Below are 21,843 nucleotides of genomic sequence, written 5' to 3' on the forward strand. Positions count from 1 at the left end.
TGAGATTGCCGCGATGACCGATACGCTTTCCACAGGGCTCCTGGCCAGCTACCGGCTTGCCGGTGGGCTGGTATCGCCGTTTGCAAGTTCGCTGGTGCGGGCACGGGCGCGCAAGGGAAAAGAAGATCTTGTCCGGCGGCGTGAGCGCTATGGTCAGGCGTCGGTGCCCAGACCGAACGGGGCTGTGGTCTGGATCCATGCGGCGAGCGTCGGCGAAACGGTGGCCGTACTGCCGCTGGTCGAACAGATCGAGATGACCGGCGCATCGGTTTTGCTGACAACCGGCACCGTCACCTCGGCGCGCCTGGCAACAAAACGGATTAGTGACCGAACCGTGCACCAATATGCGCCGCTGGACTTGTCACCGTTTATCCGCCGGTTCCTCGACCATTGGAATCCGCAACTGGCGATTTTCGTGGAATCGGAGCTGTGGCCCGCGACTTTCCATGAACTGGCGCGCCGGGCGGTTCCGCATGTTCTGGTGAACGCACGCATGTCCGAGCGGTCTTACCTGCGTTGGCGCCGCGCATCAGGCTTGATCGGTGCCATGCTGTCGCGTCTCACGCTGTGTCTGGCGCAAACCGTTGACGACGCGGAGCGGTATCGCGTCCTGGGCGCTCCGCGGGTCCAGGTCACGGGTAATCTGAAGTTCGACACGCCCGCGCCGGGCTTCGACCCAGACCAGCTGTCGGTGATGCAACGGGCGATCCGCAACCGACCGGTGTGGCTGGCCGCCTCGACCCATCCGGGCGAGGAAAACGTTGTGTTGCGGGTTCACAAGGCTCTGCAGCACAGCTTGCCGGGCTTGTTGACCATTATCGTACCCCGCCACCCCGAGCGCGGCCGGGAGATATCGGAATTGGCAACGGGCGAAGGCTTTACCGCACTGAGCCGCTCAATCGGCCGGCTACCCGACGACAAGACGGAGATCTATGTCGGCGACACGATAGGCGAGATGGGGCTGCACTATCAGATCGCTCCGGTCTCGTTCATCGGCGGCTCGCTGGTTTCGCATGGCGGGCAAAATCCGATTGAGGCAGCCAAGCTTGGATCGGCGATCCTGCACGGGCCAGCGGTGACGAACTTTCCGGAAATCTACGCCGCCTTGGGCGCGGCTGCCGCATCGCGTGAAGTGAACGGCGCTGAAACCCTTGCCAGGGGCGTGCAGGAGTTGTTGAGCGATGAGGCGGAACGCGAACTGCGCTGCCATTATGCGCGCCGGGCCATCATGGAGTTTGAAGGCTCCCTGAAGGCAACGGTCGATGCCATTGAGCCATTGCTGACCGCCTTCTCGGTTTCCGCCGCCTTGGAGCAGGCACGGGCGTGAGCGGTACCTCGAGCCTGTGGTGGCCGAAGCCCGATGAGCCTGCAAGCCTGTCGCGTGGGCTCGCCAAAGCCCTGCTGTACATCCCGTCAGCCCTCTATGGCCAAACCGTTGCGAACCGCATGGCGATGCCCGGCAAGCAGGCCGCCCTGCCTGTCATCTGCGTCGGCAACTTCATAGCAGGCGGCGCAGGAAAGACCCCAACGGCGCTGGCCATCGCAGCCATGATGAGTGAGCGTGGAATAGCGCCAGCGTTCATTTCGAGAGGTTATGGCGGAACGCTGACCTCCGGATCGACGCGTGTGGAGCCCGAGCGCCACAACGCTGCGGAGACCGGCGATGAACCGCTTCTGCTTGCTCGCCAGGCGCCAACGTGGGTTGGCACAGACAGATTGGCTTCCATAGCGGCCGCATCCGAGAACGGTGCGCGCTGCGCAATTCTCGATGATGGTTTACAAAACCCAGGGGTCATCAAAAACCTGGCTTTCGCTGTCGTCGATGGCCGTTCCGGCGTAGGCAACGGTCTTTGCCATCCTGCGGGCCCGCTCAGGGCACCCCTCGACAGGCAAATGGATCATGTCGATGCCGTTGTGCTGATCGGTGAGGGCAACGCGGCCGCGCCAGCGGTGCGTCGAGCGGCCCAGCGCGGCAAGCCGGTCCTCAGTGCCCGCATGGAAATCGAGGTCGCTGAGCATCTGCGCGAGAAACCCGTCATGGCCTATTGCGGGATCGGGCGGCCGGAGAAGTTTTTTGACAGCCTCAAATCAGCTGGTCTCGACGTGGTGCACGGTTTGCACTTCGCTGATCACCACCGCTACACCAAGGCGGACGCCGAGCGCTTGATCCGGGATGCGCAAAGCCGCAACGCGCTGTTGGTAACCACCGAAAAAGACCATCTTCGCTTGAAAGATGCCGAAGGCGTGTTGGCGGACCTCGCAAATCTTTCGACCGCGATCCCAGCGCAGCTCAGCTTTGAAGACCCAGCCTATATCGGCACCTTGCTCGACGCCGCAATTGCGAGATGGCGCCGTGAATTGTTGCTCGTGTCGATAGACTGAAACGGCCAGAGAGCCGCAGGTTACGGCGAAAAGGGTTTAACCCGTTTTGCCGGCGCGCAATTCGGCTTCCAGCGAGGCGGCGGCGTCACGGTAAGGCTCCTGGCGAGCAACGCTCCAATATTTCAGCTCGGCAAGCGGAATGCGCTCAAACGTCACCGCGCAAACCACAAAATCGCCCGGACGCAGCACATGATATTCAGGCGTATCGTAGCGAATGATGGCTTCGCGTTCATCGTTCGAAAACACCATGATCAGGGTCCCTCAACCTCTGTTGCCAATTCACGATACGCCTTTACCGACGCGCTGCAAAGAAGTCTCGCAAAAGCCGCGCGGATGCGTCCGCGTCGATACCGTCATAGACCTCCGGCGCATGATGACAGGTCGGCTGAGCAAAAAAGCGCGGCCCGTGGAGAACGGCGCCCATCTTGGGATCATCGGCGCCATAATAGAGCCGCCGGATGCGGGCGTGGCTGATGGCGGCCGCGCACATGGCGCAAGGCTCAAGCGTCACGTAGAGATCAACGCCCACGAGCCGATCCGTCTCAAGCCTCTTTGCCGCCGCTCTGATCGCGACAATCTCCGCGTGGGCCGATGGGTCATGATCGGTGCGCGTTCGGTTGCCCGCTTGAGCGAGAATGGCCCCGTCGCGGACTAGTACAGCGCCAACGGGCACTTCACCGAGCGCCGCCGCGGCGCGCGCTTCCTGCAAAGCGACCTGCATGGGTTTTAAGGCCCGACCGGTGTGGTGAAGGGTATGCACGACCATGAAAGGGGCTTGCCACAAGTGGCAGAGCGCCGTCAAAAGAGCGGCAATGGTGCCAACGGATCAAACAAAGCGGCGAGCGCAGACTGGCAAAGGCGCGGAGACCGCTCGCAAACACGGCGAGCGGATCGCGAAGGTCATTGCGCGATCTGGGCTTTGTTCACGGCGCACAGCCGAGGTGTGGATCGAGGCCGGTCGCGTGGCCGTGAACGGCAAAACCCTTCACACGCCTGCACATCTGGTAACATCCAGCGACCGGATCGAGGTGGACGGAGCACCCCTCCCGCAGGCTGAACGAACGCGTCTATGGCTGTTCCACAAGCCGAAAGGTCTTTTGACCGCAGCGCGCGACCCCGAGGGCCGGCCCGTCTTGCCGGACGCTTTGCCTGATGAGCTGAAAACGCTTCATCCCGTTGGCCGTCTCGACTTCAATACCGAGGGGCTGCTGTTGCTGACCAATGATGGCGGGCTCAAACGTGTGTTGGAACTGCCTTCAACCGGCTGGTTGCGCCGCTACCGGGTTCGCGCTTTTGGCGACGTTGACCTGCCTGCGCTTGATCGCGCTCGGGCGGGCATGACGGTCGATGGTGTTCGATACGGACCGATGGAAATCGCTGTCGAGCGGCGCCAAGGCGGCAATCAATGGCTGACAGTCGGTTTGCGCGAAGGCAAGAACCGCGAGGTCAAGGTGGTGCTGGGCGCACTCGGTTTGCAGGTCAATCGCCTCATCCGTGTGTCTTATGGCCCGTTTCAACTTGGCGATCTCGCTTCTGGCGACGTTTCCGAGGTGCGAGCGCGGATTCTGAAGGATCAGTTAGGGGCCAAACTGGCCGAACAGGCGGGCGCGGATTTCGACGCCGGTTTGCGTGCGGAGACCAACAACCGGCGCGGAAAGCAGTCAGAGGCCGGAGCGGCAACCCAACCCTCAAAACGCGCGAAGACACGCGAACCGAAGGCAAAACAGGACGCTGGCGGGCGCAGTTCAACGCCGCGACGTCCCGCACGCGCAAGAAAGTCCAGCCGAAACGACACCCGGAAACCTTCTAAGGGTAGCAGTACGCCACCCGACCGGCCCCGAACGCGAGGAAAGCGGCGGTGAGAATCGTCGGTGGAAGCTTCAAGGGCCGCGCTTTGAAAGCGCCGCGCAGCGATGCGGTCCGCCCCACAACGGACCGGGCGCGCGAAAGCCTGTTCAATATTCTGGAACACAGCAATCTGTTCAGTCCAAGCCAGGAGATTGATGGTGCGCGGGTCATCGATGTGTTTGCAGGCACCGGCGCGCTCGGGCTGGAAGCACTGAGCCGGGGGGCTGCATTTGCGCTGTTCGTCGACGCGTCGATCGAAGGCCGAAGCCTTATCCGCCACAACATCGAAGCGTGCGGCGTCGCGGCGAAAGCCCGGCTGTTCAAGCGAGATGCGACACGGCTCGGGTCGCGTGGGTCGATGGCACCATTTACGCTCGGCTTTCTCGATCCGCCTTATGCCCAAAGGCTTGCGGAATCAGCGCTTTCGGCTTTGCATCAAGGCACCTGGCTTGAGCCTGGCGCGCTGGTCATTGTGGAAGAGAGTGCGTCGGTGGAATTGTCCGTCCCGGCCGGCTTTACCATCGCTGAAATCCGTGGATTTGGAGGGTCGCAAATCATCTTTTTGCGCTATAGTGGCGAACGATGATCCGTAAGCTCTTCATCATGATCGTGGCGCTTGCAGGCGCTGGAACAATGAGCCAAGCGCCTGAATTCGCACAGCAATACCGGCAGGCGCTCAGTGGGGCGGTGGCTGAGTTGGAGCAAGTGGCCAACGATTTTGATGCCGCGAGCGCTCGCGCCGGGCTGACGCGGGAACAGGCTCTAGCGCACTATCAATTGCCCGATAACAGCTTCTTATCTGATCGTGGGCGCCAGATTGCCAGCACACTCGAACGCTACCAGGCCCTCGTCAGTCAGCAACGCGCCTTCGAAGATGCCGGGTCTCTGGAGCGGGTTTGGCTCGTTGCCAGCAGCCCCGATGTCGCTCTGGTCAGGGGGGTACAAACCCGTTTTGAGCCGGCGGTGCCGCTAACGGTTGCCGGCCTCATCATGGTTGCAATCGGCTTCTTGCTTGGGTGGATGCTCGCGCGGTTCGCTCTCGCAACAGGAAGATCGGGTGTACAAGCGGTGCGCAAAATGGCGCCAGGGCCGCGCACAGCAACTTTGTAAGCTGTTGATTTATCAGGGTTTATCGATTGGTTCTATCGGCCGAAAAGCCGATCCAGCGCTTTTTTGTCGAGCTTCATGAACGTCGGGCGGCCATGGTTGCATTGCGCGGAGGCAGGCGTACGCTCCATCTGCCGCAGCAACGCATTCATTTCCTCGGTACGCAAACGGCGACCCGCGCGAACCGAACCATGACAGGCCATTGAGCTTGCAACCCGTTTGAGGCGTGCATCAAGACGCTCCGATGTGCCCATTTCTGCAAGGTCATCGGCAATGTCGCGGACCAGCTGCGCGCCGTCACATGGCCCGAGCATGGCGGGCGTCTCACGAACCAGGACCGTCTCCGGGCCGAACGGTTCGACAACAAGACCCATTTTCGCAAGCGCGTCCGCCTGATCAAGCACCGTGGCAGCTTGCCCGGCAGGCAGCTCCACAACATCAGGCACGAGCAACGGCTGCGAGCCAACGCCATCACGTTCCATGCCCGCCTTGAGCTGTTCATAGACCAACCGCTCATGGGCGGCGTGCGCGTCAATCAGGATGAGACCGTCGCGACTTTCAGCAAGGATGTAGGTCTCGTGGACATGGGCGCGGGCGGTGCCCAGTGGGTAGTCGTCGAGCGCCTCGGGCTCGTGGTGATGATCATCGGTCTGTCGCGACGATGGCGCATCGAGGCCGGACAAACGGGGGGTCATGGCTCGCCCATATGGCTGGGCCACCCTAACCTTATTCCAGTTAAAGTCCGGGGCGGAGTAAGCTGCCTGCTGCGGCGCTTCGAACCCGCCGGGGTTTTCCGGGCTGCTGGCGCCGGAACCCACCGTGAGGTGATTGAGAGCTTGCTGCTCAAGGCTCGCAGACGTCGCAAGGCCCGCTTCACCGAGGGCCGAGCGGATAGCAGAGATCACAAGCCCCCGGACATGGCCAGGGTTCTGGAAGCGCACATCGGCTTTCTGCGGGTGAACGTTGACATCAACCCGCGTCGGATCGATGGCAATTGCCAGGACGATCGCCGGAAATCGGTCACGCGGCATCAGATCGCCGTAGGCTGCGCGAACGGCCCCCATCAGCAAGCGATCCTTAATTGGGCGATCGTTGATGATGAGATGGATGTCGCGGCTTGTCGCACGATGCCAGGTCGGCAGGCCAAGCCGCCCCTCAATGGAAAGCCCCTCTCGGCTTGCCAGCAATGGCCGCATGTTCGCATCGGCCTCGGGGCCAAAAAGCATGCGCATGCGCTGTGCGATCGCACTGTCGAACGGCAGCGCCGCATCGGCCGGCGGCAAGTCAAGGACAGTCCGTTGCCCCGACTGAAGCCGGAAACCCACTTTCGGAGCGGCCAAGGCGAGCCTTCGGACCGTGTCCGCGATGGCGGTTGTCTCCGCGCCGTCAGATTTGAGGAACTTGAGGCGAGCGGGAACGGCGGCAAATAGCCTTTCCACACGCACTTCAGTCCCCTTGCGACGGGCGGCAGGGCGGGCAGACGAGATGTGGCCTGCATCAACCCTTAGTTCATAGGCCCCGCTCGCGCCTTGCGAATGGGAGGTGACCGTCATCGTCGAAACGGCACCGATGGAGGGCAGCGCCTCCCCGCGAAAGCCAAGCTGTGTGATGTGCACCAATTCGTCATCGCCCAGTTTGGACGTCGCATGGCGCTGTACGGCCATCGCAAGATCATCCGCACCCATCCCGTGGCCATCATCGGACACGCAAACAAGTGCCTTGCCGCCCGCGTCGATCGTGATGTCGATCTGATGAGCGCCTGCGTCGAGGCTGTTTTCAACGAGCTCTTTGGCAACGCTGGCCGGCCGCTCGATCACCTCTCCGGCGGCTATGCGATTGATCAGGGAATCGGGAAGTGCACGGATGGCGGCGCGAACGCCCCGAACGTTGATGTCGGGCTCAGCTGCGGGTGCGGTCTTGGCCAAGGCCGCCTCTCCTGATCGGCTAACGTGGTTCGAGGCCGCTGCTATACTACGCCTCAGCTCAACGGCTGTCCCACGATGACAAGCGACAGCGGTGCCTTCAAGAGGCGGTCGGCAACCCGGCGAATGTCGTCCACCGTTATCGCTTCAATCAAACCAGCGCGTTCGGTCATGTAGCTGATGGGCATGTCCTCGAGCTGCATGCCGACCAGCTGCTGGGCGATCTTCTGAGATGAATCGAAACGAAGAGGATAGGAGCCAATCAAGAAATCCTTGGCTGCCTGCAACTCTTCCGCCGTTGGACCTTCACTGACGAACTCATCGATCACCTGCCGGATCACGTCGAGTGTCTCCTGCGCCCGTTCGGGGCGTGTCGATGCGCCCCCGCCAAGGAAGGGCGCGTAATCGCGGGCTGTTATGTAGGAATAGACGGAATAGGTCAGCCCCCGCGCCTCCCGCACCTGCTTGAACAGACGCGAAGAGAATGTCCCGCCGCCCAGTATATGGTTCATGACAAAGGCAGTGAGAAATTCGGGGTCATCGCGTTCGAGACCCGGCAGAGCGAAGCGAATGGCAGTCTGCGCAACCGCTTCGGTTTGCTGGGTAAGTGCCCCGGTCGGGACTTCGGTTGGCAGCACATCCGCTAGGTCGGCGGTCTCGCGCAACCCGCCGAACGCCTGGTCAACCAAAGCGTCCGCATCGCCTGAGGTGATGTCGCCGACAATCGCGATATGGAGCCGATCCCTCCCCAGAGCGCGGGCGTGAAGGTCGCGCAAGTGCTGGGCCTCGATCTGCGGCACGCTTTCAAGCGTACCGCGCACAGGCCTGCCATACGGGTGATCGGGGAACAGCGTGCGAGCGGACAGGCGCGATGCGATCGCCTCAGGATCGTTCAACTCTCGCCGTAGGCCGGCCATCATCTGCCCTTGCGCGCGCTCAATTGCATCGGCGTCAAAGCGCGGCTGCGTCAAAGCGAGGGCCAGAAGCTCCGCGCCCAAGGCGACAGTGTCTGAAACAACGGTAAGTTCGCCCGAAAAAGTATCGTGGCTTGCGTCAAACGACAGCCTTATGGCGTTGTCTTCGAGCAATGTCTGGAATGCGATTGCGTCATGCGGACCTGCCCCTTCGTCGAGAAGGGCTGCAGCAAGATTGGCCACACCGGGCACGGCTGCCGGATCCTGCACAGCGCCCGCGCCTCGAAAGCCAAACCGCATGGCAACAAGCGGGACGGTCGCATCTTCCACGAGCCAGTAGGAAAGACCGCCTGGAGACGTCCGTTCGGCGACGTTAACTGCCGCTTGCGCATCCGATGGCGGGGTGAGGTGTACTGTCATGACAATCAATCCTAGCAGCCCCAGAACAATTCCGGGTATTGGCTTGAACGGTCGAACAACCGGCGTGATGCGGCGCAAGGCTATCAATTGGCAGGCATCTCCGCAGGACCTTCCGCCGGATGCTGGACGCCGACCACGACCCGGTGGGGCTGAATGACCGCGCGGGCAGCGCGCATCACCTCCTCGGCGGTAACCTCGGCTATCCGAGCGGGCCATTGCTGAACGTCTTCGAGCGCTTCGCCGACGGCGAGTGACGCGCCGAAGATACGGGCCAAGGATGATTGACTGTCCTGCGCAAAAACGGTCTGAGCAACCAAATTACGTTTGGCGCGTTCGACTTCTTGCTCGGAAATTCCTTCCTGCAAGAACGTGGCAATCTCCGCTTGAACCGCAGCTTCAAGGTCATCGGTTGAGGTGCCCTGAGCGGGGTAAGCGAATATGTACAGACCGCCATGATCGAGCGATGCGCCATTGTAGTAGGCGCCAATGGCCGCTGCGCTGCGCTGCTCTATGACAAAATGCCGGTAGAGGCGCGATGTAGTCCCATCACCGAGATAATGGGAAAGGACGTCGAGCGCGGGCGGAAGGCGGGGGTCGTCATTGAGGGTGTAGGACGGGGCCAGATAACCCATCTGGACAATGGCCTGTGCGATACGAGGGTCGCGCAGTTCCACGCGGCGTTCCGCAACCGGCTCCGGCTCGCGGGGGCGTCGACGCTCGGTGACCGCGCCTTCGCGCGGAGGGATCGTACCGTAGGTTTCTTCGGCCAGTTCTCGGACGCCCTCTTCATCAACATCACCGGCGACAACGAGGATTGCGTTCTCCGGTGTGTAGTAGCGCGCGTAAAAGGCCAGTGCGATTTCCCGCGTCAGCTCTTCGATCTCATGACCCCAGCCGATGATCGGCACACCATAGGGATGGTTCTGATAGAATGTCGCAGAGTAGCTTTCGCGCATTTGAGCGGACGGATCGTTATCGACCCGGCTGGCGCGCTCCTCGAGGACGACGTTGCGCTCGGAGGCTACTTCATCCTCAGCGAGCGTGAGATTGCTCATGCGGTCAGCCTCCATCTGCATCATGAGCGGCAGATGCTGGACGGCAATTCTCTGAAAATAGGCGGTGTAATCGTATGACGTAAAGGCGTTTTGGGTCCCGCCCAAACGCGCAATCTCCTGTGAGAATGTGTCACCAGGGTAGTTGGTCGTGCCCTTGAACATCAGGTGTTCGAGAAAGTGCGCGATACCGGACTCGCCAGGGACTTCGTCCGCCGCGCCGACCTTGTACCAGATCATATGCGTCACGACTGGCGCTCGGCGATCAGGGATGACCACAACGTGCAGCCCGTTGTCGAGGGTGAACTCGCTCGCAGCGGGTGCGAAGGCAACACTCGCTTCTGCCGCATTGGCCGGCGTCAGGCCTGCCGTAGTGGATTGCATGGCGGTAACGGTCATCAGAATACTCCAAACAAGCGCGGAATAGAGGTGGGTCAGGATTATGGAGTATCCCACCGATTGGGAAGACGAACTGCAAAAACCTACATAGGCACCCAGGGAGCGCCCGTGTAGGGGCCTGCGACCATGACCGCCGAGAAACTTGGCTCCACTACTGGGTAGGGGCTGCGCCGTTTGGTCGCCCGGCTCTACCAGAGTTGCCACCAAGGCTTCTCATCTTCAACAATTTCGCCGCTTTCGGAGATGGCAAACTCCGCGTCCGGCGAGGGCTGTCTTGCACTTTCGGGCGGATCGGTCAGATAGCGGCGCTCGCGTAGACGGGTTTCCGGGTTGATCTCCGCGGTGCCTGCCAAGCGACTACGCTCGATTTCAGTTTCACGCTGCATCTCGATCACCGACAAGCGCGAATTGTCGTCCCGGTCGCGATCAGGTCGGCGTTCTGGGGCACCCCCAGCGCTGGCCAGTCTTTGCGTTGCTTCGATGTCGACTGTCCGGCCATCGCGACCGAACACCAGCACTTGTTCATCGCTTTCCAGAACGCTGGCGGCACGCGCGTCGCGGTCGGTCGGCCAATTCGGATCATTCGCCGCAATGCTGCTTTCCTGAGGCGCGGGAAGCTGAGAGCTGTCCGGTGGTACAACCAGTGGAGCGCGGGCGGAATAATCGATTGGCTCTTCGGGGACAGGATCACCCAAAACCCCCGCAAAGTCGCCGATCAGACTCTCCTCAATACCGGGCTCATTTTCGTCAAACGAACCGTAGCTTGCGCAACCACCCAGAAGCGTTGCGGTAGCAGCGCATAGGATGATCAAGCGCAAAGGGTGACGGATGAAATGATTACTCAACTGCATGATATGCCTTCAGTGCGTGGCCTACGCGCCCACTAAGCGCCGATTGCGGCAAGACCGTGCCGCCTCGCTCACCACGGTTGCGCTCGCTGCTGACCATCAGTCCGCAACCTTCTGACCGCGATGGACGATGAAAGCGTCATACAGAAGAAGCGCTACACCGGCAACGACCCAGACATCGGCCAGATTGAAAACGTACCAGTAAAACCCGGCGGCATGCAGGGAGACGAAATCCACCACCGCTCCGTGGATAATCCGATCGATCGTGTTACCGATCGCGCCACCGATCAGCAGCCCAAGAGCCACAGCAGTCAGCAGGTCGGTGTTGCGCACAAGCCAGATGATCAGTGCAAGCGTGATCGCAACTTTGATGGCGATCAGAAAAAAGACCTCGGCCTGGCTTCCTGCCTGAAAAAGGCCGTAGGAAATCCCATAGTTCCAGACCAGAACCAGATCGAAAAACGAGGTCACGGGTATCTTTGCGAACGGGTCGGCTTCGAAGGTCGACAGGATCGCACCTTTGGTTGCCTGGTCGGCCAACAGGCCGACCAGTGCGATGACAATCCCGATGAGGACCGTTTTGTGCATCAAGCGGCCTTCGAGATACCCAGTTCACGCAGCGCATCGGCGTCGCGAAGGGTGACATCGGGGAAGTCGGTATCTGTGCCGACCTCGGGCAGGATTTTCCATGAGCGCGCGCACTTGCGGCCCTCGGCCATCCCGGGGACGACCCCAACGCCATGGACGTCATCGAGGTGGAACGCCCCTTCGGGCGCATCGCCAAAGTGCATGCTTGCCTGCGATGCGATGGCGATGTCGGCCCAGTCCACATCCTTGACCGCGGCGAACAGGTCGGCATCTGCGATGTAGATGGCGGGAGCTGCTTCAAGCGACGAGCCGATCCGCTTTTCGCGGCGTTCGACTTCCAGCGCACCGGTCACGACGCGGCGAACCTGGCGTATGGTCTTCCAACGGGCGGCAAGCGCTTCGTCGCGCCAATCACTTGGTATTTCAGGGTACTGCTGCAAGTGGATCGACGGTGCGTCCATCGCGCCGTCCGAGCTATGACGGGACTGCCATACCTCTTCCATCGTGAATGGCAGAAGCGGCGCCAGCGACTTTGTCAGCGCGTCCAACGTCGTGTCGAGGACGGTGAGGCAGGCGCGGCGCCGATGGCTCGACGGCGCATCGCAATACAGCGCGTCCTTGCGGATATCGAAGTAGAACGCCGAAAGATCGATGGTCGCGAACGCAAACAGCGTCTGAAAGACCTTCTGAAAGTCGAAAGTGTTATAGGCCTCGCGCACGGTGGCATCGAGCGTCGTTAGGCGGTGCAGCATGTAGCGCTCAAGGTCCGGCATCTCGGCGGCGGGCATGTAATCGCGGTGGCGATCGTAATGGGCGACCGATCCAAGCGCCCAGCGCAGCGTGTTGCGCAGCTTTCGATAGCTATCGACGACCGTCTTGATGATCTCCGGGCCGAGGCGCTGATCGTCGGAATAGTCGACCGAAGCAACCCAGGCGCGCAGGATGTCTGCGCCATACTGGCTTATGATGTCCTGCGGGAAAACCTGATTGTTCAGCGATTTCGACATCTTGCGACCGTCTTCGGCCATCGTGAAACCGTGGGTCAGGACATCGTCATAGGGCGCCCTGCCCCGCGTGCCGCAGCTTTCCAGAAGCGATGAATGGAACCAGCCGCGATGCTGATCGGAGCCCTCGAGATACATCACCCGGTCGCGACCGCCATCGATCTCGCGATGGGTCGCAAGGTCCTCGCGCTTTTCGAGCACATAGGCATGGGTTGAGCCTGAATCGAACCAGACATCGAGAATATCGGTGACCTGCTCCCATTCGTCGGCGTCATAGCCATTCCCCAGGAACCGGGCCTTCGCGCCCTCCTCGAACCAGGCGTCGGCGCCTTCGGCATGAAACGCCTCGACGATGCGCGCATTGACCTCGGGATCGCGCAGTACCTCACCGCTCTCTTTGTGGGTGAACACCGTGATCGGCACGCCCCACGCGCGTTGGCGTGAGAGCACCCAGTCGGGCCGGTTCTCGATCATCGAGCGCAGGCGCTTCTGGCCCTGTGCCGGGTAGAAGGTCGTGGCGTCTATCGCGTCGAGCGAGCGCTTGCGCAGGGTGTCGCCCGCCTGACCAGCGATATCCTCATCCATGTAGACGAACCATTGCGGCGTGTTGCGGAAGATGACGGGCTTTTTCGAGCGCCAGGAATGCGGATAGGTGTGCTTGAGCCGCCCGCGCGCGAACAGCATGTCTTTTTCGATCAGCGCCGCGATGACGCGCTTGTTGGCGTCGCCTTTCTTGCCCTTATCGTCGATGACGCGTGCGCCTTCAAAGCCCGGCGCGTCGCTGGTGTAGAAGCCTGCATCGTCGACCGGAAACGGGATGGTGGTGTCGATGCCGCGCGCCTTAAGGTCCTGCGCATGGTCCATCCACGCTTCAAAGTCCTCACGGCCATGGCTGGGCGCGGTGTGGACGAACCCTGTGCCTGCGTCGTCAGTGACGTGGTCGCCGGCGAGGAGGGGGATGGGGAAGTCGTACGCTGGGACGTCACCCTCGCCCTCGTGGCGAGGGTCCATACCTGCTCCGCCGTTCTCCATGGATCCTCGGGACAAGCCCGAGGATGACGATAGGGGGTGATGGCAGGTTATCAGGTCAAATAGTTTCGTTGCTGGCGGCAAGGCCAAGCGGAGGCTCAACTCAACTTTCGCTTGCGCGGCGATCTCATTAGCCTGACTTTGTGCGACGACAATTCGCTCACCACGCTGTGGCCCGAAGTCGTTTTTGGCGGCCGTGACCTCGTAAAGCGCGTAGTTAACACGGGGCGAATAAGCGATGGCTCGGTTCCCCGGAATGGTCCAAGGGGTGGTTGTCCAAATCACCACAAACGACCCCAGCAGCCGATCCACAATTTTCGGGTCAACGTTTTGGCTGTTGCGAAGTGCGTCAATAGAAACCGGAAATTTCACCCAGATCGTATCAGACTCATAATCCTGATACTCGACCTCGGCCTCCGCCAACGCCGTGCGCTCGACGACCGACCACATCACCGGCTTCGAGCCGCGATAGAGCTGGCCATCCATCGCGAACTTCATCAGCTCCTCTGCGATGGTCGCTTCGGCATCGAAGCTCATAGTCAGGTAGGGATTTTCGAAGTCACCCTCGACACCGAGCCGACGGAACTCTTCGGCCTGAACCTTGATCCACTTGTCGGCAAACTCCCGGCACAGGCGCCGCAAGGTCACCTTGTCGAGATCGTCCTTGTTCTTGCCTTTGCCGCGCAGCTCTTCCTCGATCTTCCATTCGATCGGAAGGCCGTGGCAGTCCCAGCCAGGCACATAATTGCTGTCATACCCCGCCATCTGCTTGGAGCGGGTGACCATGTCCTTGAGCGTCTTGTTGAGCGCGTGGCCGATATGCAGATGGCCGTTCGCGTAGGGTGGCCCATCATGCAAGATGTAGCGCGGACGCCCGGCGGCATCGGCCCGAAGCTTTTTGTAGAGATTCTGATCATCCCAGCGCTTGAGGATTTCCGGCTCTTTTTTCGGCAAGCCGGCACGCATGGGGAAATCGGTTTTGGGCAGAAACAACGTCTGCGAATAGTCGAATGGTTCGGACATGGGTCACATCATTGAGGTGTGAAGGTTGGACGGCGCACAGTTCCCGGGCCTGCGGGCTGGGTTATCCCTCAGCGCGCAGCCGGGCCGATAATTCGAAAGATCGCCATCCGGACCATGCGCGCTCTTATCAAGAGGCCCGATGAAAATAAAGCACCGGTCATGTGAAGTTACGCCGCTGCTGCGGTGGCGTGGACAAGGCCAAGCTCCAGATCCAGCGCAGAAAGCGGTTGCGCTGCGGCAAGTGCGGCGCGTGCTTGAGCGCTATCGGTATCCATCTGATCGATGAGCGCGTCAACACCGTCGAATTTCAACTCACCGCGAAGATGGCTGTGAAAGGCGACTTCGACGTCCTGACCGTACAGGTCGCCCGAGAAATCAAACAGGTGCACTTCCAAAAGCGGTGGCTTATCCCCGAAGGTTGGACGCTGCCCATAGTTGGCCACCGACAGGTAGACCGTATCGCCAACCTTGATGGTGGTTGCGTAGATTCCGTGCTTGAGTGGGCTGGTCTCGGGCAGAGCGATGTTCGCCGTTGGATAGCCCAACTGTCGCCCGCGCTTTTCGCCATGTTCCACCGTGCCGCCGACAAAGTAGCGATACCCCAAGAGCCCATTGGCCTCGGCAAGTGACCCATCCCGCAGCAAGCCGCGGATCCGGCTCGATGAAATCGTCTGGCCGCCCTCATCGACAAAAGGCTCAACTTCCGAAACTGAAAACCGCCCATCGGCGCGCAAAGTCTCGGCGCTGCCTTTACGCCCCTGACCGAAGCGGAAATCATGCCCCACGACGACAGCTGATGCCTGAATCGCACCAACGATGTAGGTGTCGATGAACTCTTGGGGGCGCTGTGCGGCCAGTGCCCGGTCGAAGAGCACCGTCTTGTGACCCTCAAGACCCAGCGCTTTCGCGAGCCGAAGCTCCACCTGTTGATCCGCCAGCACACTGTGCGGCGCGTCGGGCGCAAAGAAACGCCGAGGATGCGGGTCGAAGGTCAACAGCCAAACAGTGCCGCCGATTCCAATTGCTGCCTCTTGGGCCTCCTTTACCACCGCCTGGTGGCCCCGGTGAAAGCCATCAAAATTTCCAATCAGCGCCACGCGTGGGCGCGTCGGCGCGGGCGGCGTTTGAGAGGGATCGAAGGAGCGCAAGAAACGAAACCGTGAAAGTTCGGGGCCCCCGCTGATAGAAGGCTCCCCTTTCTGAGGTCAAGACAGCCAGCTCAATCTACGCTGAGCCCTCATGCTCCATGTCTGACCGCGAGGGCACCATGACGATCGCCTCGCCCACCAGGACGTCCTTCTCGCCGACCGAACACAAGCACCTCAGCCGCGCCCTGTTCTTGCCGTCGATCAGCTCCATCACCTCGACGCTGACGTCAACAACGTCATCAATGTGTACCGGTGCGAGGAATTTGAGTGTCTGCGAGAGATACACCGCTCCGGGTCCAGGCAGTCGCGTCCCTAGAACGGCTGATATCAGGCTTGCGGTATATAGACCGTGCGCGATGCGAGACTTGAACGGCGTGTTGGCAGCGAAGTGTTCCGACAAATGGATCGGGTTGCGGTCGCCCGACAGTTCCGCGAATCCGACTACATCCGATACCGAAACCGTACGCCGATAGCTTTCAGATTGTCCGATATACAAGTCCTCGAACGCGAAGGCGTGCAAGGGCAGTTGGGCGCTGGCGAGCATGATGGTGTTTCCAGATCGTCGATGAGAACGGTGTTGCGGTGCACCATAAGCTAGCCATTTTCTCCCGCCTGGCCATTGGATGTTCTGCCAAGCTCCGAAGGTCGTGGCGTTTTTTGCCGCTCTCAATGCCAATTGATCACCCGATGAGGGTTTTTGCTTGTCTCATTAACTGAAATTTCAAAGGCGGCGGGTAGCTTCGGTGTTCGAATTCGGGACGCCGAATGGCTCACAATGGGTCGTTTTCGGCATTAGGTGTGGGATGAGCGGCGGCTTTCGCTGCTGGCATGGAGTAGTGAGTATGCCTGTTGACACTTCGATTCCGGTGCTTGTTGTCGATGACTACAAGACCATGGTGCGGATTATCCGCAACCTGCTGAAACAGCTCGGGTTCAGCGACATTGACGACGCCAAGGACGGCGAAGAAGCGCTCGATAAGATGAAGATGCGCAAGTACGGCCTGGTGATTTCGGATTGGAACATGGAACCGATGACTGGCTACGAACTTCTGAAATCCGTCCGCTCCGATGATGGCCTACAGCGCACGCCATTCATTATGGTCACCGCTGAGTCCAAGACGGAAAACGTTATCGCCGCGAAAAAGGCTGGCGTGAACAATTACATCGTCAAGCCGTTTAACGCGGCAACGCTGAAATCGAAGATTGACGCCGTTTTCGGCGACTAATCATCCAATCCAATAGACCGATCGGCGGTCTGCCGGTCCGCAGACCCGGTCCTGCCCTCAAACGCGATTTGAGGGCAGACGGGGTCGGCTGACCTCATCAAGGAGTTTGGATGATGACCCGATCTTCCGACACTGCCGCGGCGGCGAAAGTGCATGTTGCCGCTCTCGACTTCGATGCATTGGCCAGCAAACAGGCTGCCGCACTGATGGAGTGCGTCGAAACTGCGCCTGCCCATCGCCTCGACATGGGTCGCGCGCTTGATGTCGCACGAGCCATGACAGCGCAGCTAGAAGATTCGTTGCGAGAAGCGGAGCACGTGTTTGCCGACGCTGTGCGCGACGCCGCGAACGATATTCAGGGCCTGCGGACACAGCTTTCCAGCCTCGGCGTCGAAGATATGCGCACTGGCCGCCTGCCTGAAGCAGGCATGGAGCTCGATGCCGTCGTGGAGGAAACCGAGCGCGCAACGGACCGGATCATGGAGTCCGCTGAGAAAATAATGTCAGCTGACCGAAGCGATGCGACCGCTTTTGAAGCGCTTGTCGACGCACAGATGATCGACATCTTTGAAGCGTGCACTTTCCAGGACATCACCGGCCAGCGGATCGGAAAGGTCGTGGAAACGCTCAAGCGCCTTGAGACACGGTTCGACCGACTTCTGGATACCTTGCCAGACGGCGATGGCCCTGCGCTTGTTTCCGAAGAAGAGAAAGCTCGTGACGAGCGGGCCGAAGAGCAGATCCTCAATGGACCGCAGCGTGATGGACCTGAGGTCTGCCAGGACGATATCGACGCGCTTTTTGATTAATTCAAACCTTGCGCTTCGCTCCGCTCAACGTGCGGTTTGAAGCTACTTGATTGATCCAATCTTGCGCTTCGCCCAGCTCAACGTGCGATTTGGATCTACCAACTCAACCGATGCATCCAACCGATGGCGGGGTAAGGGGCTTCAGCGAGGAAAGCCTCGACCCGCGCAGCGTTCGGCATGAGCGATGGACCGAACTCCGAGGCGTGAATGCCGCCAGTGACGAAGACGCAGTCGATGCCTTGGTCGGCTGCACCGCGTAGATCGGTGCGCACCGAATCGCCTAACGCGAGACACTCCGCGACAGGCGGTCCACCGGCGAGCGAAAGCGCCGCCTCATAAATCGGGGCATGCGGTTTGCCTAAAACAATCGTTTCGCCGCCCATCTCTTCGTAAAGATCGGCCAACGCTCCCGCGCAGTACATCAGCCGGTTGCCAAGCTCCACCACCTTATCAGGATTGGCGCAGATCATCGGAACGCCGCGGTCAACAAGCGCTTGAAGGCGCGGTCTATAGTCTTCTGGCGTCTCGGTCTGGTCGTCATTGAGCCCCGAGCACAAGCAAACCTCCGCCCGCTGGTCCGCGGTGAAGGTCACGGGCAGGCCGTCAACCAGCGGTTTGTCCTTGTCAGGGCCGATATGGCTGACACTTGCGCCCTTGAAGCGCCCCTCAAGAAGGCTCCGGGTCACATCGCCGGACGTGATGATCGCGTCGAACGCCGAGCGGGGGACACCCAACCCCTGAAGCTGAGCAATGACCGGATCGCTGGGGCGCGGAGCGTTGGAGATCAAGATGACGGTCTTTCCGTCCGCCCGTGCTTGTTGCAGGGCATCGACTGCCTCCTGCCAAGCCTGCAAGCCGTTATGAAGCACGCCCCAGATGTCGGAGAGGATGACCGTGTAGCGGTCCATGACCTCGCCGAGGCCGGTCAAGCGCGAAGGTCGGGCATCAGCCACGGAAAAGTCCTCAGTTGAGAAACCGCGCAGGGAAGACCCCCCACGTCAGGCGGAGCGTGTGATCGATTGACCGGTCCCGCTGATGCGCTCCGGTCTGGCGGGTTCGGTCGGCGTCGTTTGCGCCTTAACGGGTGGCTTGCTGTTGCCCGGCGGGCGCGGCGTCACTTCCACGATACGTGGGCGCGCAAAAAGATTGCCTTGCGCGTAACCGAGATTGCAGTCGAGCAACTCAACGACCTGAGCTTCGCTTTCTACTCCGGTCACGATCATGTCCATGCCGTTGCGTGCGGCGAGATCGGCGAGGTCTTCGGGGTGTATGTCGCTGCTCGCGCCCGTATCCGACCCCAGGAACAAGGGGACGGGGGCCTTGAGATAGCGGAAACCATGCTTGGCCAAATCAAACAGATCCGACCGCACGTCCGTCAGACTGCTAACCGCCATGCGGAAGCCCAAATCGTTCAGCGCGCTCATCAAGTCGATGTCCAGCGGGGAAAACGCACGCACATCAGCCTGCGTCACCTCCAGCACCAAGCGACCGGCGAGATCGCGACCATCGGTCATGGACTTGATGAGCCAATCGGCAAAACTGCTTGAGCGGACCGCGTCCCCGCTGACCGGCGCGAAAACCATCGAAGCGGATTCGCGCGCTGCAAACCGATCTGCCAGCGTCAGTGCGCGCGCGATGACGCCCTTGGCATACGCATCGGCGACACCGGCCGCTGCCGCCGCTGCTGGCACTTGAGCACTGTCTAGTGTGCCAGCGCCGTCGAGCTTGAGGCTGTAAGAGGTTGCATAGGCGCGCGCGCGGCGATGTGGCAGGGTCACGATGGACTGCATCGAAACTTCGATACGCTGACGCTTCACCGCAAGCTCAACGCGTTTAAGCAGCGCTTCGGATGCCTCGTCTTTCGGCGGCTCAGCAGTCATGGCCTGCTCGTGATCGACATGCAGCGGCAGAGGCTCCGGTTCGTCAGCCTTCAGCGGTACATCTGCGCTCGGTTTCGGCGCCGGCGTTTTCTTGGTGACTTTCTCGGGTTTTGGAGGCGCTGCTGGGCGCTGACTGCTCGTCGCGGCGGTTGCACGTTGCGCTTCAAGCGCCGTGATACGATGATCGGTATCGGCGACGGTTTCGGTCACTTGTGCAAGCAGGGCACCCACTGCCTGTATATCCTGGGCGACTGGGGCAACCGTTGCGTCCATCGCCTGTTGGGTGTCGGTCTCAAGCGCGACAAGCCGCCCACGGATCATGTCGATCTCGTTGAATGCGTCCTGCAGCGCCGTGTCGGTGACGGCAATCTGTTGTTCAAGATGCTTGCGATCAGCCTTGCGTGCCATCGCCTGATCGGCAAGCGCCATAGCGAAAAACCCAAGCGCGGAAACCATGACCGACACATCAAGGCTCAGCGGCGTAAACTGGTAGAGCCCCGCCCCTACACACAGGCAGATGACCGCTATCGCCGTATAAATGATGATCGAACTTGGCCGCATATTCGCTAAAGCAGACTTTGGAACCTTGAATGAACCCACTGGCTCCAGGCGAATCATACGCCAGTTGCCGCACATATCCCTGATATGGCGCATCTAGGGGCATCGCTCAAAGCTGCTGGCCCGATAGGCCCCACAAAACTGTGGGTGCGCAGGCGTGCGATTATCGCTGGCAAGCCCCAAGTGACGTCCAGCGGATCAACTCACCGCCTGGATGACCGATCTTAGCTGCGAGAAGGTTTGATCGATTTCACTCTCGGTAAAGGTCAAGGGCGGGGAAAGCGCGATGGTGTCGCCTGTCACGCGGATCATCATGTTCTGGTTCTCATAGGCTTCCACCATCGCGCCATACGCACGCTTGGTGGGCTTGCCTTCAATCGGCGTCAGATCGATCCCAACAACGATCCCGCAGGACCGGATATCCTCGACGTTTTCGAGATCGCGCAGGTAGCTGTGCGCAGCATCGGCAAACAGCGCCTCATGCTCAGCCGCTTGATGGTACAGGCCGTCATCGCGGTAGATGTCGAGCGTCGCCAACGCCGCGGCGCATGCCAGCGGATGACCAGAATAGGTGTAACCGTGGAACAACTCGATCATCCCCTCGCCCGAGCCGTCCATGAAGGCGTCGTAGATATCGCCTGTGGCGATCACCCCGCCCATGGGAACGGTTCCTGAGGTAATCCCTTTTGCAAAGACGATCATATCGGGAACAACGTCGTAACGCTGGGCCGCAAAAGCGTGACCCAGGCGACCGAAGGCCGAAATGACCTCATCGAAAATCAACAGGATTCCGTGCTTTGAGGTGATCTCACGCAAGCGCTTCAGGTAGCCATGGGGCGGCGGCAGAACCCCTGTAGAACCCGCCATCGGCTCCACGATCACCGCTGCGATGGTGTCGGCGCCGTGCAAGGCGACGATCCTCTCAAGGTCATCAGCGAGATGTGCACCCCAATCCGGCTCACCCTTCGTGAAGGCCTGGTGCTCACGATTGTAGGTATGCGGCAGATGATCTACACCACCAAGCAGCCCGCCGTAAAAGCGGCGATTGTTGACGATGCCGCCAACCGATATGCCGCCAAAGCCTGAACCATGGTAACCGCGTTCGCGGCCAATAAGGCGCGTGCGGCCCCCTTCACCCTTCATCTTGTGGTAGGCCAGCGCGATCTTCAGCGCGGTATCGACGCCCTCTGAACCAGAATTTGCGAAGAAAACGTGATCGAGCCCCTCCGGCGCCTCACCTGCAATGCGCGCGGCCAACTCGAACGCCATCGGATGCCCAAACTGGAAAGTTGGCGCGAAATCGACCTGCTCAGCGGTCCGCTTGATTGCTTCGACCACCGGCGCCCGGCAATGACCCGCGTTACAGCACCATAGGCCTGCGGTCCCATCGAGGATCGCGCGGCCATCGGACGTAAAATAATGATTGCCCTTTGAGCCGGTAATCATCCGTGGCGAAGACTTGAACGCACGATTGGCACTATACGGCATCCAGAACGCGCTCAGATCGTTCGGTGCCGATAAGGGCGTGGTGCCAGCGACAGGATGGTCAGCGTCGTGATCGAGCATTGTTTTTGTCCTCAAAGACCGGCTTGGTTGGCATCAAGCTTCGGATTGCCATGGCTGGACGCGCGCACCGATGCCGCCTAAGAGCGACCTCGGCCACGCTTTTAAATTGTATCAAAAGCT

20 protein-coding genes are annotated in these 21,843 nt (G+C 60.5%); 7 read left to right on the forward strand and 13 right to left on the reverse strand.

What is annotated here, in order from left to right:
- Positions 1 to 13: 13 nt before the first annotated feature.
- Both AAF739_00920 and lpxK read left to right on the forward strand, forming a co-directional pair.
- The gene (locus AAF739_00920; protein ID MEM6381210.1) at positions 14 to 1,327 is read left to right on the forward strand and encodes a 3-deoxy-D-manno-octulosonic acid transferase; all 1,314 of its coding nucleotides are present in this window, start codon (positions 14 to 16) and stop codon (positions 1,325 to 1,327) included.
- The gene (lpxK, locus tag AAF739_00925; GenBank protein ID MEM6381211.1) at positions 1,324 to 2,382 is read left to right on the forward strand and encodes a tetraacyldisaccharide 4'-kinase; all 1,059 of its coding nucleotides are present in this window, start codon (positions 1,324 to 1,326) and stop codon (positions 2,380 to 2,382) included. Before AAF739_00920 ends, lpxK begins: the two co-directional genes overlap by 4 nt.
- 36 nt (positions 2,383 to 2,418) lie before the next feature.
- Here the strand turns inward: lpxK and AAF739_00930 are convergent, their stop codons facing one another.
- Positions 2,419 to 2,631 carry a DUF2093 domain-containing protein gene (locus AAF739_00930; protein MEM6381212.1) on the reverse strand — a complete coding sequence of 71 codons (213 nt, stop codon included), beginning with the start codon at positions 2,629 to 2,631 and terminating at the stop codon, positions 2,419 to 2,421.
- Positions 2,632 to 2,674: 43 nt separating this feature from the next.
- Positions 2,675 to 3,103: a nucleoside deaminase gene (locus tag AAF739_00935; GenBank protein ID MEM6381213.1), complete on the reverse strand. Its 429-nt coding sequence runs from the start codon at positions 3,101 to 3,103 to the stop codon at positions 2,675 to 2,677.
- Between the two features lie 91 nt (positions 3,104 to 3,194).
- On the opposite strand from AAF739_00935, the gene AAF739_00940 reads away from it, so the two are divergent.
- From AAF739_00940 to AAF739_00950, 3 genes are read left to right on the forward strand one after another with little or no spacing between them, the layout of a single operon-like run.
- On the forward strand, positions 3,195 to 4,244 hold the full coding sequence (locus tag AAF739_00940; protein ID MEM6381214.1) for a pseudouridine synthase: 1,050 nt from the start codon (positions 3,195 to 3,197) through the stop codon (positions 4,242 to 4,244).
- Positions 4,241 to 4,816, forward strand: a complete 576-nt coding sequence (gene rsmD / locus AAF739_00945; GenBank protein ID MEM6381215.1) for a 16S rRNA (guanine(966)-N(2))-methyltransferase RsmD — start codon at positions 4,241 to 4,243, stop codon at positions 4,814 to 4,816. Before AAF739_00940 ends, rsmD begins: the two co-directional genes overlap by 4 nt.
- Positions 4,813 to 5,340 carry a DUF2937 family protein gene (locus tag AAF739_00950; protein MEM6381216.1) on the forward strand — a complete coding sequence of 176 codons (528 nt, stop codon included), beginning with the start codon at positions 4,813 to 4,815 and terminating at the stop codon, positions 5,338 to 5,340. Before rsmD ends, AAF739_00950 begins: the two co-directional genes overlap by 4 nt.
- Before the next feature lie 32 nt (positions 5,341 to 5,372).
- Here AAF739_00950 and mutL read toward each other — a convergent pair whose 3' ends face one another.
- The 8 genes from mutL to AAF739_00990 form a co-directional block, all read right to left on the reverse strand.
- Positions 5,373 to 7,262 (reverse strand): DNA mismatch repair endonuclease MutL, encoded by a 1,890-nt coding sequence (gene mutL / locus AAF739_00955; GenBank protein ID MEM6381217.1) that lies wholly within the window; start codon positions 7,260 to 7,262, stop codon positions 5,373 to 5,375.
- Positions 7,263 to 7,315: 53 nt separating this feature from the next.
- Positions 7,316 to 8,593, reverse strand: coding sequence for a pitrilysin family protein (locus tag AAF739_00960; GenBank protein MEM6381218.1), 1,278 nt, complete (start codon positions 8,591 to 8,593; stop codon positions 7,316 to 7,318).
- Positions 8,594 to 8,676: 83 nt separating this feature from the next.
- Complete coding sequence (locus tag AAF739_00965) at positions 8,677 to 10,044, reverse strand: pitrilysin family protein (GenBank protein MEM6381219.1); 1,368 nt, start codon at positions 10,042 to 10,044, stop codon at positions 8,677 to 8,679.
- Between the two features lie 188 nt (positions 10,045 to 10,232).
- The gene (locus AAF739_00970) at positions 10,233 to 10,895 is read right to left on the reverse strand and encodes a hypothetical protein (GenBank protein MEM6381220.1); all 663 of its coding nucleotides are present in this window, start codon (positions 10,893 to 10,895) and stop codon (positions 10,233 to 10,235) included.
- Positions 10,896 to 10,991: 96 nt separating this feature from the next.
- Positions 10,992 to 11,480 (reverse strand): signal peptidase II, encoded by a 489-nt coding sequence (gene lspA / locus AAF739_00975; GenBank protein MEM6381221.1) that lies wholly within the window; start codon positions 11,478 to 11,480, stop codon positions 10,992 to 10,994.
- Positions 11,480 to 14,536, reverse strand: coding sequence for an isoleucine--tRNA ligase (ileS, locus tag AAF739_00980; protein MEM6381222.1), 3,057 nt, complete (start codon positions 14,534 to 14,536; stop codon positions 11,480 to 11,482). The genes lspA and ileS overlap by 1 nt, the downstream gene beginning before the upstream one ends.
- Before the next feature lie 167 nt (positions 14,537 to 14,703).
- Positions 14,704 to 15,684 carry a bifunctional riboflavin kinase/FAD synthetase gene (locus AAF739_00985; GenBank protein MEM6381223.1) on the reverse strand — a complete coding sequence of 327 codons (981 nt, stop codon included), beginning with the start codon at positions 15,682 to 15,684 and terminating at the stop codon, positions 14,704 to 14,706.
- 76 nt (positions 15,685 to 15,760) lie between these two features.
- Positions 15,761 to 16,228, reverse strand: coding sequence for a MaoC family dehydratase (locus AAF739_00990; GenBank protein MEM6381224.1), 468 nt, complete (start codon positions 16,226 to 16,228; stop codon positions 15,761 to 15,763).
- Positions 16,229 to 16,526: 298 nt separating this feature from the next.
- Between AAF739_00990 and AAF739_00995 the strand changes: the two genes are divergently transcribed.
- Positions 16,527 to 16,910: a response regulator gene (locus tag AAF739_00995; GenBank protein ID MEM6381225.1), complete on the forward strand. Its 384-nt coding sequence runs from the start codon at positions 16,527 to 16,529 to the stop codon at positions 16,908 to 16,910.
- A gap of 110 nt (positions 16,911 to 17,020) precedes the next feature.
- Positions 17,021 to 17,719, forward strand: a complete 699-nt coding sequence (locus tag AAF739_01000) for a protein phosphatase CheZ (GenBank protein MEM6381226.1) — start codon at positions 17,021 to 17,023, stop codon at positions 17,717 to 17,719.
- Between the two features lie 95 nt (positions 17,720 to 17,814).
- On the opposite strand, the gene AAF739_01005 is transcribed toward AAF739_01000, so the two are convergent.
- The 3 genes from AAF739_01005 to AAF739_01015 all read right to left on the reverse strand — a co-directional run bounded on the left by AAF739_01005 (position 17,815) and on the right by AAF739_01015 (position 21,723).
- Positions 17,815 to 18,672, reverse strand: a complete 858-nt coding sequence (locus tag AAF739_01005; protein MEM6381227.1) for a TIGR01459 family HAD-type hydrolase — start codon at positions 18,670 to 18,672, stop codon at positions 17,815 to 17,817.
- Between the two features lie 45 nt (positions 18,673 to 18,717).
- Positions 18,718 to 20,199, reverse strand: a complete 1,482-nt coding sequence (locus AAF739_01010) for an EAL domain-containing protein (GenBank protein MEM6381228.1) — start codon at positions 20,197 to 20,199, stop codon at positions 18,718 to 18,720.
- A gap of 156 nt (positions 20,200 to 20,355) precedes the next feature.
- The gene (locus tag AAF739_01015) at positions 20,356 to 21,723 is read right to left on the reverse strand and encodes an aspartate aminotransferase family protein (GenBank protein MEM6381229.1); all 1,368 of its coding nucleotides are present in this window, start codon (positions 21,721 to 21,723) and stop codon (positions 20,356 to 20,358) included.
- Positions 21,724 to 21,843: the final 120 nt, after the last annotated feature.

The organism is Pseudomonadota bacterium (genome assembly GCA_039024915.1).
In the GTDB taxonomy this organism is placed as follows: Bacteria; Pseudomonadota; Alphaproteobacteria; order Rhizobiales; family MH13; genus MH13.

Excerpts from the sequence above, each read along its gene's own strand:
- AAF739_00920 (MEM6381210.1), top strand. The coding sequence starts at position 14 with ATGACCGATACGCTTTCCACAGGGCTCCTGGCCAGCTACCGGCTTGCC.
- AAF739_00930 (MEM6381212.1), bottom strand. The coding sequence starts at position 2,631 with ATGGTGTTTTCGAACGATGAACGCGAAGCCATCATTCGCTACGATACG.
- AAF739_00935 (MEM6381213.1), bottom strand. The coding sequence starts at position 3,103 with ATGCAGGTCGCTTTGCAGGAAGCGCGCGCCGCGGCGGCGCTCGGTGAA.
- AAF739_00940 (MEM6381214.1), top strand. The coding sequence starts at position 3,195 with ATGGTGCCAACGGATCAAACAAAGCGGCGAGCGCAGACTGGCAAAGGC.
- AAF739_00950 (MEM6381216.1), top strand. The coding sequence starts at position 4,813 with ATGATCCGTAAGCTCTTCATCATGATCGTGGCGCTTGCAGGCGCTGGA.
- AAF739_00960 (MEM6381218.1), bottom strand. The coding sequence starts at position 8,593 with ATGACAGTACACCTCACCCCGCCATCGGATGCGCAAGCGGCAGTTAAC.
- AAF739_00965 (MEM6381219.1), bottom strand. The coding sequence starts at position 10,044 with ATGACCGTTACCGCCATGCAATCCACTACGGCAGGCCTGACGCCGGCC.
- AAF739_00970 (MEM6381220.1), bottom strand. The coding sequence starts at position 10,895 with ATGCAGTTGAGTAATCATTTCATCCGTCACCCTTTGCGCTTGATCATC.
- lspA (MEM6381221.1), bottom strand. The coding sequence starts at position 11,480 with ATGCACAAAACGGTCCTCATCGGGATTGTCATCGCACTGGTCGGCCTG.
- ileS (MEM6381222.1), bottom strand. The coding sequence starts at position 14,536 with ATGTCCGAACCATTCGACTATTCGCAGACGTTGTTTCTGCCCAAAACC.
- AAF739_00990 (MEM6381224.1), bottom strand. The coding sequence starts at position 16,228 with ATGCTCGCCAGCGCCCAACTGCCCTTGCACGCCTTCGCGTTCGAGGAC.
- AAF739_00995 (MEM6381225.1), top strand. The coding sequence starts at position 16,527 with ATGCCTGTTGACACTTCGATTCCGGTGCTTGTTGTCGATGACTACAAG.
- AAF739_01000 (MEM6381226.1), top strand. The coding sequence starts at position 17,021 with ATGATGACCCGATCTTCCGACACTGCCGCGGCGGCGAAAGTGCATGTT.
- AAF739_01015 (MEM6381229.1), bottom strand. The coding sequence starts at position 21,723 with ATGCTCGATCACGACGCTGACCATCCTGTCGCTGGCACCACGCCCTTA.